Consider the following 18,180-nt stretch of genomic DNA (forward strand, 5'->3'; position numbering starts at 1 on the left):
ACACATTTAGCGCGCTAAATACCACTGTCGCTTCCATTCCTACCTTAACCAATCGACAGGACATCACCATGAACAAAGTCTTCGCAGCCCTCGCCCTTACCGCCGCCATGTTCGGCGCCACCGCTGCGTTCGCCGCGCCGGTCAAACCTACCGTGGTGCTGGTGCACGGTGCCTTTGCCGATTCGAGCAGCTGGAACGGCGTGGTCAAGATTCTCGAGAAGGATGGCTATCCGGTGATCGCCGCTGCCAACCCGCTGCGCTCGGTCAAGGGTGATGCGCAATCGGTGGCGGATGTGCTGGCCAGCGTGAAAACTCCGGTGGTACTGGTCGGCCACTCCTACGGTGGCCCGGTGATCAGTGAAGCCGCTTACGGCAATGCCAATGTCAAAGCGCTGGTGTACGTCGCAGCTTTTGCACCGGAAAAGGGTGAAACCGCCGCTGAGCTGTCCGGGCGTTTCCCTGGCAGCACCCTTGGCCCGACCCTGTCGGCCCCGGTTGAGCTGGCCGATGGTGGCAAGGATTTGTACATCCAGCAGGACAAATTCCACGATCAGTTCGCTGCCGATGTGTCTCAGGCAGATGCGAAGTTGATGGCCGCCACGCAGCGCCCGGTGACCGTCGCCGCGCTCAACGAAGCCGCCACCGAGCCTGCATGGAAAACCGTGCCGTCGTACTTCGTCTACGGTGACCAGGACAAGAACATCCCGGCGCAAGCCTTGGCGTTCATGGCCGAGCGCGCGCACTCCAAGCAGACCGTCGTGGTCAAAGGCGCTTCGCACGTGGTGATGGTGTCCAACCCGAAAGCCGTTGCCAGCCTGATCGAAACGGCTGCGGCCGGGAAGTGATCCAGCGTTGAGTTGAACCTTGAAGCCTTAGCCGTGAACCCTGTTCACGGCTTTCAGCGCTGGGTGGTGTTGCAGCCGCTCGCTGAGAAAATCCACAAACGTGCGCACCTTCGCCGGTACGCGCGGATGTTTCAGATAGACCAGTTGCACAGGTAACGCCGGCGGCTCAAAGGCCTCCAGCACCAATTCCAGTTCACCGGCCGCGACCTGGCTGGCGACTTGATAGGACAGCACTCGGGTAATGCCCCAACCGGAGCTGGCGATGTTGATCGCCGCCTGATTCGCGGTGACCACCAGACGCGGCTCGAAGCGAAAACTCAACGGGCCATCGGCATGGGCGAATTGCCAATCGCTGAGCAAATGACTGGCGGACGACATGACGATATTGGCGCGGCTCAGCTCGTTCGGATGTTGCGGTCGGCCATAGCGGGCGAAGTAATCGGGGGTGCCGCAGATCACCTGACGGACCTCGCCGACCTTGATTGCATGCTGATTGTTCTCGTGCAGATGGCCGATGCGCACGGCGACATCGATACCCTCTTCCGCCATGTTCACCACGCGATCAACCAGCAAAGCCTTCAGATGCACCGAAGGAAACGCATCGACGTATTGCGCCAGCAACGGCGCGATGAACAACTCGCCAAACAACACCGACGCGGTCACGCTCAAGTGCCCGCACGGCACCCGATAACTGCCGGCAGCGGCCTCTTCGGCTTCGTCGACGTCGCACAGAATTCTTCGGCAATCGTCCAGATAACGATGCCCGGCTTCGGTCAGGTGCAGGCTGCGCGTGGTGCGCGACAACAGGCGCGTGCCGATGCGTTGTTCCAGCGCAGCAATGGCGCGGGTGACGCTGGGTGGCGAGGTGTTCAAACGCCGGGCCGCCGCCGCAAAGCCACCCTCCTCGGCCACGGCCAGGAACATGCGCATTTCCTGAAAACGATCCATAGCTGGGGACCTGTAAAAAACCTCGAAAACACAGTGAAATCATGTGGGAGCGAGCCTGCTCGCGAAAGCTTTCCGTCAGTCAACATCACCGTTGCATGACACACCGCTTTCGCGAGCAGGCTCGCTCCCACAGGGTTTGGTGTACACAGTTAAATTTGGGCAATGCTTCAACTCCCGCCAGTACGCCCGCACATTCGGATATTCCTCCAGCGAGACAGTGTCTTCCAATGCATGGATGGGACAGCTGACGCCAAACCCGTGGGAGCGAGCCTGCTCGCGAAGGCATTCTGTCAGTCAACATCACCGTTGAATGACCCACCGCTATCGCGGGCAAGCCCGCTCCCACAAGGTTTTTTGGCGTGTGCTGATATCAAGCGCTTTGCAGGCCCACCGCTGTGCGCTGCATGCCGACGAATTTCGGCAGCGCCTCGACTCGTTCCAGCCACGCCCGCACATTCGGATAATCCTCCAGCGAGACATTGCCTTCCGGTGCGTGGGCGACGTAAGTGTAGGCGGCCACATCGGCAACGGTTGCCTTGTCGCCGGCAAGGAATGCGCTGTTGGCCAACTCGTCTTCCATCACTTGCAATAAAGCGTGGGAACGCTTGATCGCATCAGCCGCGTCGTAACCGGCGCCGAACACCGTGATCAAGCGCGCCGTGGCCGGGCCGGAGCTGATCTGCCCGGCAGCCACCGATAACCAGCGCTGCACCTTGGCTTGTTCGACCGGATCGCTCGGCAGCCACTGGCCGTTGCCGTATTTGCTCGCCAGATAAACCAGAATGCCGTTGGAATCAGCGAGCACCGTACCGTTGTCGTCAATCACCGGCACTTGGCCGAAACGGTTGAGGGCGAGGAATTCAGGGGTTTTGTGTGCGCCCTTCATCAGGTCGACGAACACCAGTTCGGTCGGAACATTCAGCAGGGACAGCATCAACTCGACGCGATGCGAGTGGCCGGATAACGGATGGCGATACAGTTTGACGGCTGACTGAGACATGACGTGCTCCTGGATTTTTTGAGGTCGACCCGCTGATCGTGTCGATGGGCTCATCCTGCTCCCCTGCCGCAAATCGCGGAATCCTCAGCAAATACAATCGAGCATTTCAGCCAGTGAAATAATCATCCTCGTCCTTAGGCGCGCGTAGGGATCATTTCACCGCGTGAAACAGTGGATTGCAGTTTCTGGCCATTCCCTCGCAACCGGCCGAGGGCGAACATGAGCCCACTTGAGCTTCAGCCCCTGGCGGCTCACCGGCCCGTTTGCACCCGAGGAGAATCGAAATGGACACAGCGTCGAAACCGCAGCCCTCGCCCTGGCATGAAGGTGAGCTGACCCTGCAACGTGCCGTCGGCGCGGTGGAAATGATGGTCGGTGTCGGCCAGCGGCAATTGGCCCGCGACTGGATGCCGGACCAGCACCGCGAGTTCTATGCGCAACTGCCCTTTGTCGTACTCGGCGCTGTCGACAGCCAGGGCGATCCGTGGGCGACGCTGCGCACCGGTCAACCGGGCTTCATGGATTCGCCGTCGCCGCAGGTGCTGAAGATCAAACTCGACGCCCAGCCCAATGACCCGGCCAATCAAGGCCTGCAGCCCGGCGACGCGATCGGCATGCTCGGCATCGAGCTGCACACCCGTCGGCGCAATCGCATGAACGGCAATATCAGCCGCCGCGATGACAACATTCTTGAGATCGGCGTGACCCAGGCTTACGGCAACTGCCCGCGCTACATCAATCTGCGCCACTACGCGTTCGTCGATGAGACCACCGACAACGCGCTCGACTTGCCGGTCAGCGAACCCTTGGTGCGCGACATGATCACCGCCGCTGACTCGTTCTACGTGGCCACTTACGTGGTGCGCGACGGTGAGCGCCAAGTCGATGTGTCCCATCGCGGCGGCAAATCCGGTTTCGTGCACATGGACCAGGACGGCACCCTGACCATTCCGGATTTCTCCGGCAATCTGTTCTTCAACACCTTGGGCAACATCCTGCTCAACCCGCGCGCCGGGCTGACCTTTATCGATTTCGAAAGCGGCGATCTGTTGCAGATGACCGGCAGCGCAGAAGTGCTGCTCGACGATCCGCAAATCGCCGCGTTCCAGGGCGCCGAGCGCCTGTGGCACTTCAAGCCGCAGCGCATCGTTTACCGTCAGGCCGCGCTGCCACTGCGCTGGGCCGAGCAGCCGGAAGGCGATTCGCCCAATTCGCAAATGACCGGCAGCTGGGAGCAGACCCGCGAACGTCTGCAGGCCGAGGCGCTGCGCAACCAATGGCGTGCGCTGCACGTAACGCGTGTAGTCGATGAGAGTCCGCAGATCCGTTCGTTTTACCTGCAAGCCAACGACGGCTTCGGCCTGCCGCGCTTCGAACCGGGCCAGCACTTGCCGATCAAGGTCTTGCTCGACGGCCAGGATGCCGCGTCGATCCGCACCTACAGCGTGTCCAGCGCGCCGTCGGACGAGTTTCTGCGTATCAGCGTCAAACGCGATGGCTCGGTATCCTCGCATCTGCATGATCGCGTTCAGGCATTGGACTTGATCGAAGCCCGCGCGCCGCAAGGCGATTTCACCGTTGACGCCACCGAACGCCGGCCACTGGTGCTATTGGCCGCCGGGGTTGGGGTGACGCCGTTGCTGTCGATGCTGCGCGAGGTGGTCTATCAGGGCAAACGCATCAGCCGCATGCGCCCGACCTGGGTGGTGCAAAGCAGTCGCACCGTTGAGGATCTTGCCTTTCGCGAAGAAATCGATGCCTTGGCTGCACGCGCCGGTGACAAGGTCAAGGTGCTGCGCGTGGTCAGCCAGCCGCCGCTGGAAGCAACAGCGCAGGGTTACGATCATGCCGGGCGCATCGACATCGCCCTGCTGAAAAGCCTGCTGCCGCTGGATGACTACGATTTCTACCTGTGCGGCCCGGGCAGTTTTACCCAGGCGCTGTACGACGGCCTGCGCAAAATGCGCATCCCGGACGATCGCATCCACGCCGAAACCTTCGGCCCGTCGACGCTGATCCGCGATGTCGAAATCAGCACCCCGGCGCCGCCGCAAGTACCGGTCGCGGAAGAGCCGGTCAAGGTGCTGTTCGCCACGTCCGGCAAGGAAGCACGCTGGGAACCGGGCAGCGGCACCTTGCTCGAACTGGCCGAGGCGCGTGGCTTGAATCCGGAGTTCAGCTGTCGCGGCGGTTCGTGCGGCACCTGCAAAACCCGCCTTACCAGCGGCCAGGTGCATTACCTCACCCCGCCGGCCATGCGCCTGGCGGACGACGAAGTGCTGATCTGCTGCGCCGCCCCGGCGCAGGGCAGCGACACCCTGGTGCTGGATGTTTGAATGTTGAGGAGGTGTGCCATGAAGCCGTTTGCCGAAACCAGCGTCGTTTGGCCGCAAGAGAAAACCGGACTGTCCGCCAGCGAATGCGAACGCAGTTTTTTGCTGCCGCAACTGATGGGCTCGCTCGCCGGTGAAACCTGCGCGTTGACGGGCTCATTCAATCAACGTGAGCATCTGCCTTCGAGCCCGAACGGCTGGTTTTCCCGTGGGCTCAAGGCGTTGTTTGCTTAGGCTTTGCTCACCGCCGCCACTCTGCCCGCCGGCCCATGCTGGCGGCTGGTGATCAATCCGACGAAGGAAATCAGCAGCGCCAAGCCAATGGTCGAGGTCACTTCCAGGCGATGTTCAGGGGTGATCATCATCACCGCCAAAGCCGCGCAGATGAAGGCGATGACCAGCCAGGTGAGCCAGGGAAACAGCCACATGCGCAGGGTCATTTCGACCTTTTCCCGTTCCAGTCGGCGGCGCATGCGCAACTGCGAAATGGCGATCACCAGATACACCAGCAAGGCAATCGCGCCGGAGCTGGCGAGCAGGAACTGGAACAGCCCGGCCGGCATGAAATAGCTGAGCAAGGTCACGCCTGCGCCGATCACCGTGCTGGCGATCACCGCCGCGCGTGGCACGCCCGCCGCCGAAGTCACCTTCAATGCCGGCGGCGCATCGCCGCGTCGGCCCAGCGAATAGAGCATGCGCGAGGAAATGTAGATCGAGGAGTTCATGCAACTGGCCACCGCGATCAACACGACCACGTCGACGAGGAATTTGGCGTTAGGGATATTCATCAGTTCCAGTGCGCGCTGGTAGGAACCGACCGAGGCGAGCTGCGGGTCATTCCACGGCACCACGGAAATCACCACGAAGATCGACAGCAGATAGAAAATGCCGATGCGCCAGATCACCGAACGGGTGGCCTTGGCGATGTTCTGCGCCGGATTGTTCGATTCCGCAGCGGCAATGGTCACCGCTTCGGTGCCGATGAAACTGAACATGATGGTGATGAACGCGCCGACCACCGCCGACATGCCGTTGGGCGCAAAGCCGCCGTGCTCGGCCATCAGCGTGCTCAAACCACTGGCTTCGCGCTCGGGAATCCAGCCCATCAGCACCGCAAAGCCCAAGCCGATGAAACCGATGATCGCGATGACCTTGGCCATGGCGAACCAGAATTCGAACTCGCCGTATTTCGACACGCTGAACAGGTTGGTGATCACCAGCAGCACGATCGACAGCAAGGCGAACAACCACGCATCGACCTGGGGAAACCACTGATTGAGCACGTGCCCGGCGGCCAAGGCTTCGATGGGAATCACCAGCACCCAGAACCACCAGTAGAGCCAGCCAATGGTGAACCCGGCCCAGCGGCCAATGGCTTGATCGGCGTAGGTGGAAAACGAGCCGGTGTCGGGATGCGCCACGGCCATTTCACCGAGCATGCGCATCACCAGCACGACCAGTAGACCGGAGAACAGATAAGCGAGCAGCACCGCAGGTCCTGCGGCGGCGATGGCGTGGCCTGAGCCAACGAAAAGTCCTGCGCCGATGATGCCGGCAATGGAAAGCATGGTGACGTGACGCGGTTTGAAACCTTGCGCCAACTGACCGTTGGAGTCCTTGGGGTTCAGGCTAGTCATGGGTTCTTATTGTTCTCATGATCGACGTTTGGGCCACTGACTGAGCGTCAGGCGATCATCATTTCCGGTGTCGGCATCAGGCGAAAGCTGCGACGCAGACGCTTTGCCGACGAAATGATGCTTCACCTTACGTGGCCCGGCCGCCGCGCAACTAGCCTGAGTGCGGCATGCCGATGTCTGATTTCGACATGCCACTCTCAGGCCAGCATGGGGCGGCGGCAAACGCTGCGGCGATTTACAGCGTGTAGGAAATCCCCACCTGCACGGTTCGCGGCGCGCCCGGGTAGGCGTAAACGTTGCCGAAGGCGCCTTCTTCGTAGTCGCGATCGAAGATGTTTTTCACATCGAGATTGAGGCGCACCTTGTCGTTGATCTTGTAGAAGCTCAGCAGGTCGACCACGGTGTAACTGCCCATGGAAAACGCGGTGTTGGACGTCTGCCCGGCGCGCTCGTCGACGTATTTCAGGCCGGTGCCAAGGCCAAGACCTTTGAGCGTGCCGTCCTGGAACTCGTACATGTTGAGCAGGCTGAAGCTGTTCTTTGGGATGTTCAGCAGGCGCGTGCCGGAGCGCAGCGTGTTGTCCTTGGTCACCTCGGCGTCGACGTAAGCGTAACCGCCGACCACTCGCCACTCAGGGGTGAGGTTGCCGGTGACGTTGACGTCGAAACCACGGCTGCGCACTTCACCGGCGGCGACGCTGAAAGTCGAATCCACCGGGTCGGTGGTCAGCACGTTGCGTTTTTCGATCTGGTAGATCGCCGCGTCGACGCTCAACTGCTGATCCAGCGCTTCCCACTTCACGCCCATCTCGTACGACTTACCCTTCTCCGGAGCGAAGCCGCCGCCTTCGCGACTGGCGCCGGTGTTGGGCTTGAACGAGCGCGCGGTGTTGGCGTAGACCGCCAGGGTATCGGTCAAATCGTAGGTGACGCCGATACGCGGGGTGACGGCGTTGTCGCTGGCCTGCCAGCTCTTGCCGCCGGGCACGTAGGTTTCGTAATCGTGCTCGAAGCGCTCGAAACGTGCGCCGGCCAGCACTTTCAGTTTGTCGGTGAGGGCTACCTGATCCTGCACGAATGCCGCGTAGGTCTTGAGGTTTTCCTTGTCGTGAGTCGGTGTGCGGGTCAGCGCCGGGCGTGGCTGGCCGTAGACCGGATTGAAGATGTCGATCGGGTAGGCACTGACCGCGCCGCTGGAGCGCTGGATGATCGACTTGTAATCGTAATCTTCGTACTCGATGCCGGTGAGCAAGGTGTGCTGCAGACCGCCAGTATCAAAATGCCCGGTGAGGTTAAGCTGGGTGTCCTTGTCGGTCCATTCCAGCTTGCGGTAGTTGAAGTTGCGCCCCAGCGTGCGGCCGTCAGCGGCAATGCCGTTGGCCTCGATCGCATTACCCTTGAGCGAGCCGTCGAGCCACTGGAAACCGCCGCCCAGGGTCCAGTCGTCGTTGAGCATGTGCTCGAAACGCAGTTGCGCCATGTTGTTGTCGTTGTGCAGTTTGCCGACGTCTTTCTCGCCGAAGAAGGTATCGCGCGAGGCGGTGCCGATCTGCGCCGGGTAGCGCGTCACGCCACGATCGAGCGGCGCGTTGTTGCGCATGAAATCGCCTTCGAAAATCAGCTTGGTCGCGTCGGTGGCCTGCCAGGTCAGCACCGGCGTGATGCCGTAGCGCTCGGTCTCGACATGATCGCGGAAGGTGTCACCGCCCTCGCCCACCACATTCAAGCGATAGGCCAGACGCCCTTCTTCATCCAGCGGCCCGGAAGCGTCGAGGGTGCCGCGCTTCATGCCTTGGTCGTTCAATTGGCTGCCTAACGTAACGGTGCGCTCGGGCAACGGCTGTTTCGACACCACGTTGAAGGTACCGCCGGGATCGCCACGGCCATAGAGCATGGTCGCCGGGCCGCGCAGCACTTCCAGACGCTCGATGGTGTTGGCATCGGGCATGTTCGGGTAGCCACGGTTGATCGGGAAACCGTTGCGGTAGAACTCACCCGTGGTGAAGCCGCGCACGGTGAAGGTGGTCAGGCCCTGCCCGCCGAAATTGTTCGCCCGACCGACGCCGCCGGCGTAATCCAGCGCATCCTGCAAACGCGTCGCGCCGAGGTCTTCGACGGCGTCCTTGGTCACCACGCTGATCGACTGCGGGGTTTCATGAATCGAAGTGTCGGTGCGCGTGGCGCTGGCCGAACGCGTCGCGCGATAGCCTTGCACTGGGCCGTCTGCCCGTTCGTAATCCGCTGTGCCGACCACATCGGTGGCTTCCAGCTCAAGCGTTGAAGAAGTCGATTCGGCTGACTCAGCCCACGAGGAAGAAGACAACGCCTGCAGCACACAAATGGAAAGCAGAGTTCGACGCATGAGGTGAAAACCTTTACGAATAGGCCAGAACGAAGGGCAAAACCGCCAATGAAAACGTCGCGCATGGTATACGGTCGCATTAGTAATTGAAACGTATTCCTATTTGTCATGTTGATCAGGATTGGTGAGCGAGATTCATCACTCCATCCTGAAACCGCGCATTATCAGTGGCGCGTCAATGGCCTAGGCTCGTAGAGATCCGACGCCAACCGATGGCTGCGCCGCGCTACGTGGGCGCAGCCAGCCTGTCTGAAAGGAATTTGCAGATGAAGTTCGACACCCCGGCCGGCTCCAATCCGATCGACCAGCTGAACGTCATCGGCCAACCTGCCGACCGCATCGACGGCAAGCTGAAAACCACCGGCACCGCCCCCTACGCCTACGAGCAAAACGCAGCGGTGCCGGACGCCGCCTATGGCTATATCGTCGGCGCCGGGATCGGCAAGGGGCGTATTGCCTCGATCGATTCGACGCAAGCGCGGGAGGCGTCCGGGGTGATTGCCATCGTCACTTACGAAAACGCCGGGCCATTGGCCAAAGGCGAGTTTTACGTAGCCAGGGCCTTGGCCGGGCCGCAGGTCGATCACTATCACCAGGCCGTGGCGATTGTCGTCGCGGACACCTTCGAACAGGCGCGCGCGGCCGCCGGCTTGCTCGACATCCGCTACGTGGCCGAACCAGGTTCCTTCGATCTGGCGGCTGCGAAAGACTCCGCAACCCCACCGCCACCGGCCGGTTTCGGCCCGCCGCCGCAGACCAGCGTCGGTGACTTTGAAGGCGCCTTCAACGCTGCGCCCGTGCAAATCGATCAGCACTACAGCACGCCTGACCAGGCCCACGCGATGATGGAACCGCACGCAACCATTGCCCGCTGGAGCGGCACGCAGTTGACCTTGTGGACATCGATCCAACAGATCAACTGGGGCGTGCGCGATCTGGCGAAAACCCTCGGCATCGCCAAGGAAGATGTGCGCCTGATCTCGCCGTATATCGGCGGTGGTTTCGGCGGTAAGGGCACGATTCTTTGCGACGCAGTGTTGGCATCCCTGGCGGCTCGACATGCCGGGCGACCGGTGAAAGTCGCGCTGCCGCGGCCGCTGATGTTCAACAACCTGACCCATCGTCCGGCGACGCTTCAGCGCCTGCGCATCGGTGCCAACCGTGACGGCGTGATCACGGCGATCGGCCACGAGAGCTGGTCGGGCAATCTGCGCGGCGGACGCGCCGAAGCGGCCACCGCGTCAACCCGCTTGCTTTACGCCGGGGCCAATCGCATGACTCGTTTGAATCTCGCCGTGCTCGATCTCGCCGAGGGTTCGGCGATGCGCGCGCCGGGCGAGGCACCGGGGATGATGGCGCTGGAAATCGCCATGGATGAACTGGCGGAAAAGCTGCAGATGGATCCGCTGCAACTGCGCATCCTCAACGACTCGCAGGTCGATCCGGAGCAACCGGCGCGGCCGTTCTCCAAACGGCAGTTGGTGGAATGCCTGAACACTGGCGCCGAACGCTTTGGCTGGCGTCAGCGCAACCCTCAACCCGCTCAGCGCCGTGAGGATGGCTGGCTGATCGGCATCGGGCTGGCCTCGGCGATTCGCGGCGCACCGACCACCGCTTCGGCGGCGCGGGTGCGTCTCGATCGTCAAGGCGTCATCACCGTGGAAACCGACATGACCGACATCGGCACCGGCAGTTACACCATCATCGCCCAGACCGCTGCCGAAATGATGGGCGTGCCGCTGGACCGTGTCGTGGTGCACTTGGGCGATTCGCGGTTTCCGGAATCGTCGGGCTCCGGCGGCCAGTGGGGCGCGGCCTCCTCCACTGCCGGCGTGTATGCCGCGTGTGTGAAACTGCGTGAAGCCGCCGCTCGCGCCGTCGGGATTGACCCGCAGCAAGCCGAGTTTGTCGATGCACAGATTCGCGCAGGCTCGCAGCAGGTTGCCTTGGCTCAGGCCGCAGCCAATGGCGAGCTGACGGGCGAGGACCGCATGGAATACGGTGACCTTGCCCAGCGCTTCGCCCAGCAGACTTTCGGCGCGCATTTCGCCGAAGTCGCGGTCAATGCGGCGACCGGCGAAATTCGCCTGCGCCGGCAACTGGCCGTGTGCGCCGCCGGGCGCATCCTCAACCCGAAAACCGCGCGCAGCCAGATCATCGGCGGCATGACCATGGGCGCTGGTGCGGCATTGATGGAAGAGCTGGCGGTGGATCATCGAATCGGCTTTTTCGTCAATCACGATCTGGCCGGATACGAGGTGCCGGTGCACGCCGACATTCCCCATCAGGAAGTAATCTTTCTCGATGAAGTCGATCCGTATGCAACCCCGTTGAAAGCCAAAGGCGTTGGCGAGCTGGGTATCAGCGGCGCGGCGGCGGCCATCGCCAACGCGATCTATAACGCGTGTGGCGTACGGGTGCGCGATTATCCGATTACGCTGGATAAACTCATCGGCGAGTTGTCCTACCCGGTCTGAGACTCGATCGCGCAGGATATCGCCCATGTACCCCACCACCCCCGATGGCCGCTATTTTGTGGTCAAGCAACAGCTGTGGCGTTGCAGCAACCCATCGTTGCCAGCCGCCGAACGTGAGACGTTTGTAGCCGAACTCATGTCCGCGCGGCGTGCGGTCAAAGAGGCGAAGCGTGCGGAGGATGCACAGGCGTTGAAGTCGGCGAGAGCTCGCGTCAACGAGGCCAAAGTCGCGCTGGGTGAGCGCGGGCCGGTGTGGTGGGATGACGGCAGCCCGGATTACAACCGATTCAAAGTGAGCAATACACCGTATGCGCAGTGGTTTGCCCAACTGCCTGAAGAGGACAGCAGTTCTGCCTGAGTTTTGAATGATCTCCAATCTCACCAATCAACACAGATCTCCTGTGGGAGCGAGCCTGCTCGCGAATGCATTGGGTCAGTTAAAGAAGATGTTGGATGTGCCGCCGCCATCGCGAGCAGGCTTGCTCCCACAGGGATCTGCGGCGAGGCTCAGACTCGCAACAACTGCCGGGTCATCGCCATCGAGGTTTCCAGCGACTGTCCGGTGCGCTGCAGTTTGTTCAGCAGGCTCGCGCCGAGCCAGAGCTGATACAACGTCTCCGCCAACTTCCGCGCATCGCCCTCGGGCAGGCTTTTGTCATTTTGGCCTTGTTCGATGCATTCGGTGATGCGCGCGACGATGCGTTCGGCGCCGTCTCGCAAGGTCAGGCGCATTGATTCGGACAGGTCGGCGACTTCGGCGCTGAGTTTCACCACCAGGCATTCATCGCCGTGGCCTTCGAGGGTGCAGCGGTTCTGCCAGCCCTGCCAGTAATCCATCAAACGCTCGAACGCAGTCAGCCCAGGCAATGTCAGGCGGCGCTCCATGTCGGCGAGGTAGTCGACAAAGTAATCCTCCAGCAGCGCCTGGCCGTACGACTCCTTGGATTTGAAGTAGTGATAGAACGAGCCCTTGGGCACGCCAGCGGTCTGCAGGATCTCGTTGAGGCCGACGCTGGTGAAGCCCTTCTCGGCCATCATCCGGTGGCCGGTGTCGAGCAAGTGTTGGCGGGTGTCGTCAAAGGTCGGCTTCATGGTGCGCAAAATTCCAGACAATAGACCAGTCGTATACTTCTCAAGGCCGGGAGTTTGCCATAACCGACGGGCAAAAACATTTTCTGAAAAAATTACTAGACGACTGGTCTAATTGGAACCTATGCTGCGCCCCGAGACACAAATTCATGCGGTGCCGACGCTGAGCGAATTCCTCGCCCTGTGCCGATGCCTGACCAAACCAAGGGTGCTCTATGAAAATCTTGATGGTTCTGACTTCCCACGATCAACTCGGCAACACCGGCAAGAAAACCGGCTTCTGGCTGGAAGAGTTCGCCGCGCCCTACTACGCCTTCAAGGACGCCGGCGCCGACGTCACGCTGGTATCGCCTGCCGGCGGCCAGCCGCCGCTCGATCCGAAAAGCGATGAGCCAAGCGCGCAGACTGCCGAAACCGATCGCTTCCGCGCTGATCCGGCTGCACAACAGGCACTCGCCACCACTGGCCGTTTGGCTGACGTGAAGGCCGAAGATTTCGACGCCGTGTTCTACCCAGGCGGCCACGGCCCGCTGTGGGATCTGGCCGAAGACAAGGCCTCGATTGCACTGATCGAAGCCTTCGACCGCGCCAACAAACCTCACGGTTTTGTCTGCCACGCACCCGGCGTGTTGCGTCATGTGGTGCGCGCTGACGGCCAGCCGATCGTCAAAGATCGCGACGTCACCGGTTTCACCAACGCCGAAGAAGCTGCTGTTGGTCTGACTGACGTGGTGCCGTTCCTCATCGAAGACGAATTCCAGCGTCTGGGCGGGCGCTATTCGAAAGTCGGCGATTGGCAGGTGCATGTGGTGGCTGACGGTCAACTGGTCACCGGCCAGAACCCGGCCAGCTCCGCCGCCGTTGCCGAAAAGCTGTTGAAGATGCTCGGCTGAATCCCTCGCTCTACCCCGATCAACGCCGCGTGCGTACCGCCCGGCGTTGTTTTTTTGCCCAGTCACTAGTCGACTGGTCTAATCAGATTCAAGGCTTACTCCATGAATAACGCTTTCTTCACGCCTGCCAAATTGGGCGCACTCACCCTGAAAAACCGCATCGTCCTGCCACCTCTCACCCGCCAGCGCAGCACGCAACCGGGCAATGTCGCCAACGAATTGATGGCCGAGTATTACCAGCAGCGCGCCGGTGCCGGTTTGCTGGTCACCGAGGGCACCCAGATCGAACCGCGCGGCCAGGGTTATGCGTGGACGCCGGGCATTCACACGCCGGAGCAGATCGCCGGTTGGCGCAAAGTCACAGAGGCGGTGCACGCGGTGGATGGGGTGATCTTCGCCCAGCTCTGGCATGTCGGTCGGGTCTCGCACACGGCGTTGCAGCCCAATGGTGATGCGCCGGTGTCGGCCTCTGCGGTGGCGACGGACCGCGTCAGCGTGTTCATCGAAACCGCGCCTGGTGTCGGTGAACTGGTGCCGCCGTCCGCTCCGCGCGCGCTGAGCACCGATGAAGTGCAGGAACTGATTCAGCTGTACATCCAGGCCGCGCGCAACGCGATGGATGCAGGTTTCGACGGCATCGAACTGCATTGCGCCAACGGTTATCTGGTCAACCAGTTCATCTCCGCTCACAGCAACCTGCGCACCGATCAGTACGGCGGCTCGCTGGATAATCGCTTGCGCTTTTTGCGCGAAGTGGTGGCCGGTGTTGCCGAATGCATCGGCAAGGACAAGGTCGGTGTGCGTTTCGCACCGTTGTTCACTACAACTGATGAAGCGCGGACGTATCTTGGCCTGGTCGAGGAAGATCCGCACAGCACTTACATTGCCGCGATCAAGATTCTCCAAGACGTCGGCATCGCCTACCTGTCGATCGCCGAAGCCGACTGGGACAACGCGCCAGCGATGCCGCAGACCTTTCGCCGGGCCGTGCGCGACACGTTCAGCGGCGCGATCATTTATGCCGGTCGCTACACCGCCAAAACCGGCGCGCAATTGCTTGAGTCGGGGCTGGCCGATCTCGTTGCGTTTGGCCGACCGTTCATGGCCAACCCGGACCTGCCGGCGCGGATTGCCAATGACTGGCCGTTGAACCAATTGAATCCGGCGACGGTGTATGGCGGTGGTGCCGAGGGTTATATCGATTACCCGACCTACCCCGCATAAGGACACAACACAAATCCCTGTGGGAGCGAGCCTGCTCGCGAAGGCGGTGTGTCAGTCAGCATTTGTATTTGCTGACAGTACGCTTTCGCGAGCAGGCTCGCTCCCACAATAGGATGTCAGTGGCCGCTAAAACCTATACATAACAAACAATCTGTATAACTATTGGAGTTCGAATCGTTCACCGGACTTAGCTCCATGCCCCCTGCCCACCGCTTGCTCCTGATCCTCGGCGACCAGCTGTCTTTCGACCTGGCCTCCCTGCAGCCACTCGATCCCCAGCACGACCTGCTGCTGATGGTCGAGGTCATGGAGGAAGCGACCCACGTCGCCCATCATCCGCAAAAGATCGCTCTGATCTTCAGCGCCATGCGCCACTTTGCCGAGGCGTTACGCGATAAAGGCTTCCGCGTCCAGTACGTCAGCCTCGACGACCCGGACAACCGCGGCTCCATCCCCGGCGAATTGCAGCGCTGGCAAACCCTCACTGGTGCCGACGAAATCCACATCACCGAATGCGGCGACTGGCGCCTTGAGCAGTCAATCAAAGATTCGGGCTTGCCCGTGCACTGGCATTCAGACAGCCGCTTCCTCTGTTCTCGCGAAGAGTTCTCCAACTGGGCCAGCGGCAAGAAGCAGCTGCGCATGGAGTATTTCTACCGCGAGATGCGGCGCAAGAGTCGGCTGCTGCTCAATGGCGACGGCACGCCGGTCGGCGGTGCATGGAATTTCGATGCGGAGAATCGCAAGGCGCTGCCCAAACACGCCAAACCGCCCTACCCGGCACGTTTCGCCAATGACGCAATCACCCAAGAGGTGCTGGCGTTGGTCGGCGAGCGCTTTGCCACGCATTACGGCACGCTGGATGACTTCAACTACCCGGTGACCCACGCCGATGCCCTGGCCTTGTGGCAATACTTTCTCGACTATGCGCTGGCCGGCTTCGGTGATTACCAGGACGCCATGGCCAGCGACGAACCGTTCCTGTTTCACGCGCGGATCAGTGCCGCGCTGAACATCGGCCTACTCGATTTGCGCCAGCTGTGCAGCGATGTCGAGGCGGCCTACTGGTCAGGGAGCATCGGCCTCAACGCTGCCGAAGGCTTCATTCGGCAGCTGATCGGCTGGCGCGAATACGTGCGCGGTGTGTATTGGCTGAAGATGCCGGATTACGCCGAGGGCAACGTGTTCGGCAACTCGCGTCCGCTGCCGGAGTTCTACTGGACCGGGCAGACACAGATGAACTGCATGCGCCAGGCCATCGGCCAAAGCCTGCAACATGCCTACGCTCACCACATCCAGCGGCTGATGGTCACTGGCAACTTCGCCTTGCTCGCCGGGATTGCGCCGAAGGAAATCTGTGAATGGTATCTGGCGATCTACATGGACGCCTTCGACTGGGTCGAACTGCCCAACACCCTTGGCATGGTCATGCACGCCGACGGCGGTTACCTCGGCTCCAAGCCTTACTGCGCCAGCGGCCAGTACATCAATCGGATGTCGGACTACTGCGGCGACTGCGCCTACAAGGTCAAGGAAAGCAGCGCGGACGATGCCTGCCCGTTCAACGCGCTGTACTGGCATTTCCTCATGCGCCACGGCGATATCCTGCGTGGCAATCAGCGCATGTGCATGATGTACAAGAACCTCGACCGCATGCCGCTGGCCAAGCAGGATGCGCTGTGGCAACGCGGGCAGACGCTATTGGCCAAACTGGATAAGGGCGAAGCTTTCTAGCGCGCCTCAGGCCTGCCCGGCCATCCCGTTGCGCCCCGCTGCTTTCGCGCGGTACAGCGCCTGATCGGCGGTCTGGATCAACGCCGGCAGCGAATCCAGCAGCGCGCCCGTCCCTACCGCCATGCCGATACTCACCGTGATCCGAGCAAACGGACTGCCCGGGTGGGCGATGTTCGCTTGCTGCAAACGCTCGAGCATCAGTTGCGCCACCACCGTCGCACCGGCGCTGTCGGTGGCCGGCATGATCACCGCCATTTCCTCGCCACCGTAGCGCGCGACCAGATCCGAGGGGCGTCGCACGCAGCCTTCAAGAATCTTGCTGACCGCTTGCAGGCAGGCATCGCCGGCAACGTGGCCCAAGGCATCGTTGAACAATTTGAAGTGATCAATATCAATCATCAGCAAGGCCAGCGAGGTCCCGTCACGCTGCGCGCGCCGCGCTTCCACCGTCAGGGTTTCATCGAAGCAGCGGCGGTTGGCCAGGCCGGTCAGCGCGTCCTTCAGCGCCAGTAATTCCAGCTGGCGATTGGACGCGAGCAATTGCTGCTGGGCATCGCGCAAGGCTTCTTCGGCCTCGGTGCGGCGGCGGATATCAAGGATCAGGAACCAGCCGATCAACCCGGTCAGCCCCAGCAGCCCGATCACCACCACCGCCGACAGCGCCGCTTCGATGCGCCACGCCGCCAGCGCTTCGTCCTTGCCCAGAGCCACGGTGGTGATCAGCGGCAGCGTTTCGCTTTTGCGGAACGCGTACAGCCGCTCGACACCGTCGAGGCTGGAGGTGTAGGAGGCAGTGCCGACCGAGCGGTCAACGAGGTATTTGGCGTAGATCGGCGATTTGGAGAAGTTGCGGCCCATGTCCTGCTCGCGGAACGGGTAACGCACCAGCAGCGTGCCATCGGTGTACGACAGGCCTATCGCGCCGTCCTGGCCAACGTCGAGTTTGCCGAACACTCGCAAAAAGTTTTCCACCCCCAGCGTCACCGCTACCACGCCAGCGAACTGCCCGCCGTCGTCGTTGAAGCGCCGACTGATAGTCACCACCCATTCGTGATTGGCACGGCTCTGGATCGGCGGGCCAATGAACGGCTCGCGGCTCGGGCTGTCACGGTGATGAATGAAATAGGCGCGGTCGCTGCTGTTGGCGCCCTCTGGAATCGGCCGGTTGGAGGACATCAGCCAATGCCCGTTCCGGTCATAGATGATGATGCCGCTGAGCTGGGGCATCAGCGGCTGCTGGCGGTCGATCAGGCTCTGGATGCGCTGAATCTGCGCCGGGCCGTTGCCCTCGGTTTCCAGACGTTCGACCAGTCCGAGCAAGAGCAGCGAGCTTTGCCGGACAATGCCTTCGGTGTAGGTGTTGAGCGCCTGGGTCAGGTTCAGGCCATGCACGTCGACCTCGGCCAGCGCACGCTCGCGCGAAGACCAGACTTTCCAGATCGTCAGTGAAGTCAGGGAACAGCCAATCACCAGCAGCAGGAGCATTACAAGGCGAGTATCACGCTTCACGTCAGTACCTTAAGGAAGTCCGGGATCCATTCCAGCCATCATTCGAACGTCGGCACTCACGGCGGCCACGTGTTCCGGGGCGCAAGCATACAAGCAGTGTGCAGCGGCTGCAGCAACAGAGTGTGCAGC

Annotated in this window: 14 protein-coding genes; 8 read left to right on the forward strand and 6 right to left on the reverse strand. The window is 61.5% G+C overall.

Annotated features, from left to right (window positions below):
- Positions 1-68: 68 nt before the first annotated feature.
- Positions 69-845 (forward strand): alpha/beta fold hydrolase, encoded by a 777-nt coding sequence (locus AB4N41_RS22305; protein WP_252878217.1) that lies wholly within the window; start codon positions 69-71, stop codon positions 843-845.
- 27 nt (positions 846-872) lie between these two features.
- On the opposite strand, the gene AB4N41_RS22310 is transcribed toward AB4N41_RS22305, so the two are convergent.
- Together AB4N41_RS22310 and AB4N41_RS22315 are read right to left on the reverse strand one after the other, a co-directional pair.
- Positions 873-1,793, reverse strand: a complete 921-nt coding sequence (locus AB4N41_RS22310) for a LysR family transcriptional regulator (protein WP_041480329.1) — start codon at positions 1,791-1,793, stop codon at positions 873-875.
- Between the two features lie 370 nt (positions 1,794-2,163).
- Positions 2,164-2,793 carry a glutathione S-transferase family protein gene (locus AB4N41_RS22315; RefSeq protein ID WP_252878219.1) on the reverse strand — a complete coding sequence of 210 codons (630 nt, stop codon included), beginning with the start codon at positions 2,791-2,793 and terminating at the stop codon, positions 2,164-2,166.
- A gap of 284 nt (positions 2,794-3,077) precedes the next feature.
- On the opposite strand from AB4N41_RS22315, the gene AB4N41_RS22320 reads away from it, so the two are divergent.
- On the forward strand, positions 3,078-5,129 hold the full coding sequence (locus tag AB4N41_RS22320) for a 2Fe-2S iron-sulfur cluster-binding protein (protein WP_460138027.1): 2,052 nt from the start codon (positions 3,078-3,080) through the stop codon (positions 5,127-5,129).
- 18 nt (positions 5,130-5,147) lie between these two features.
- A complete protein-coding gene (locus AB4N41_RS22325) occupies positions 5,148-5,360 on the forward strand; it encodes a hypothetical protein (RefSeq protein WP_041480326.1) in 213 nt (70 codons plus the stop codon).
- Here AB4N41_RS22325 and gabP read toward each other — a convergent pair.
- Both gabP and AB4N41_RS22335 read right to left on the reverse strand, forming a co-directional pair.
- Complete coding sequence (gene gabP / locus AB4N41_RS22330) at positions 5,357-6,763, reverse strand: GABA permease (RefSeq protein WP_460095367.1); 1,407 nt, start codon at positions 6,761-6,763, stop codon at positions 5,357-5,359. The two genes, AB4N41_RS22325 and gabP, sit on opposite strands and share 4 nt — an antisense overlap.
- Before the next feature lie 235 nt (positions 6,764-6,998).
- On the reverse strand, positions 6,999-9,125 hold the full coding sequence (locus AB4N41_RS22335; protein WP_460138028.1) for a TonB-dependent siderophore receptor: 2,127 nt from the start codon (positions 9,123-9,125) through the stop codon (positions 6,999-7,001).
- 266 nt (positions 9,126-9,391) lie between these two features.
- On the opposite strand from AB4N41_RS22335, the gene paoC reads away from it, so the two are divergent.
- Positions 9,392-11,602 carry an aldehyde oxidoreductase molybdenum-binding subunit PaoC gene (paoC, locus tag AB4N41_RS22340; protein ID WP_460138029.1) on the forward strand — a complete coding sequence of 737 codons (2,211 nt, stop codon included), beginning with the start codon at positions 9,392-9,394 and terminating at the stop codon, positions 11,600-11,602.
- Between the two features lie 25 nt (positions 11,603-11,627).
- Positions 11,628-11,960, forward strand: a complete 333-nt coding sequence (locus AB4N41_RS22345) for a hypothetical protein (RefSeq protein ID WP_310216079.1) — start codon at positions 11,628-11,630, stop codon at positions 11,958-11,960.
- A gap of 149 nt (positions 11,961-12,109) precedes the next feature.
- Here the strand turns inward: AB4N41_RS22345 and AB4N41_RS22350 are convergent, their stop codons facing one another.
- Positions 12,110-12,694: a TetR/AcrR family transcriptional regulator gene (locus tag AB4N41_RS22350; RefSeq protein ID WP_460138030.1), complete on the reverse strand. Its 585-nt coding sequence runs from the start codon at positions 12,692-12,694 to the stop codon at positions 12,110-12,112.
- Between the two features lie 212 nt (positions 12,695-12,906).
- Between AB4N41_RS22350 and AB4N41_RS22355 the strand changes: the two genes are divergently transcribed.
- From AB4N41_RS22355 to AB4N41_RS22365, 3 genes are all read left to right on the forward strand, one after another.
- Positions 12,907-13,584 (forward strand): type 1 glutamine amidotransferase domain-containing protein, encoded by a 678-nt coding sequence (locus AB4N41_RS22355; RefSeq protein WP_460138031.1) that lies wholly within the window; start codon positions 12,907-12,909, stop codon positions 13,582-13,584.
- Between the two features lie 102 nt (positions 13,585-13,686).
- Positions 13,687-14,808, forward strand: coding sequence for an alkene reductase (locus AB4N41_RS22360; RefSeq protein ID WP_252876338.1), 1,122 nt, complete (start codon positions 13,687-13,689; stop codon positions 14,806-14,808).
- 195 nt (positions 14,809-15,003) lie between these two features.
- Positions 15,004-16,542, forward strand: coding sequence for a cryptochrome/photolyase family protein (locus AB4N41_RS22365; RefSeq protein ID WP_252876339.1), 1,539 nt, complete (start codon positions 15,004-15,006; stop codon positions 16,540-16,542).
- Between the two features lie 6 nt (positions 16,543-16,548).
- Here AB4N41_RS22365 and AB4N41_RS22370 read toward each other — a convergent pair whose 3' ends face one another.
- Positions 16,549-18,051 carry a sensor domain-containing diguanylate cyclase gene (locus AB4N41_RS22370; protein WP_252876340.1) on the reverse strand — a complete coding sequence of 501 codons (1,503 nt, stop codon included), beginning with the start codon at positions 18,049-18,051 and terminating at the stop codon, positions 16,549-16,551.
- Positions 18,052-18,180: the final 129 nt, after the last annotated feature.

Source organism: Pseudomonas sp. S2_A10 (assembly GCF_054668465.1).

Coding starts and splice junctions, on each gene's coding strand:
- AB4N41_RS22305 (WP_252878217.1), top strand. CDS start 69: ATGAACAAAGTCTTCGCAGCCCTCGCCCTTACCGCCGCCATGTTCGGC.
- AB4N41_RS22310 (WP_041480329.1), bottom strand. CDS start 1,793: ATGGATCGTTTTCAGGAAATGCGCATGTTCCTGGCCGTGGCCGAGGAG.
- AB4N41_RS22315 (WP_252878219.1), bottom strand. CDS start 2,793: ATGTCTCAGTCAGCCGTCAAACTGTATCGCCATCCGTTATCCGGCCAC.
- AB4N41_RS22320 (WP_460138027.1), top strand. CDS start 3,078: ATGGACACAGCGTCGAAACCGCAGCCCTCGCCCTGGCATGAAGGTGAG.
- AB4N41_RS22325 (WP_041480326.1), top strand. CDS start 5,148: ATGAAGCCGTTTGCCGAAACCAGCGTCGTTTGGCCGCAAGAGAAAACC.
- gabP (WP_460095367.1), bottom strand. CDS start 6,763: ATGACTAGCCTGAACCCCAAGGACTCCAACGGTCAGTTGGCGCAAGGT.
- AB4N41_RS22335 (WP_460138028.1), bottom strand. CDS start 9,125: ATGCGTCGAACTCTGCTTTCCATTTGTGTGCTGCAGGCGTTGTCTTCT.
- paoC (WP_460138029.1), top strand. CDS start 9,392: ATGAAGTTCGACACCCCGGCCGGCTCCAATCCGATCGACCAGCTGAAC.
- AB4N41_RS22345 (WP_310216079.1), top strand. CDS start 11,628: ATGTACCCCACCACCCCCGATGGCCGCTATTTTGTGGTCAAGCAACAG.
- AB4N41_RS22350 (WP_460138030.1), bottom strand. CDS start 12,694: ATGAAGCCGACCTTTGACGACACCCGCCAACACTTGCTCGACACCGGC.
- AB4N41_RS22355 (WP_460138031.1), top strand. CDS start 12,907: ATGAAAATCTTGATGGTTCTGACTTCCCACGATCAACTCGGCAACACC.
- AB4N41_RS22360 (WP_252876338.1), top strand. CDS start 13,687: ATGAATAACGCTTTCTTCACGCCTGCCAAATTGGGCGCACTCACCCTG.
- AB4N41_RS22365 (WP_252876339.1), top strand. CDS start 15,004: ATGCCCCCTGCCCACCGCTTGCTCCTGATCCTCGGCGACCAGCTGTCT.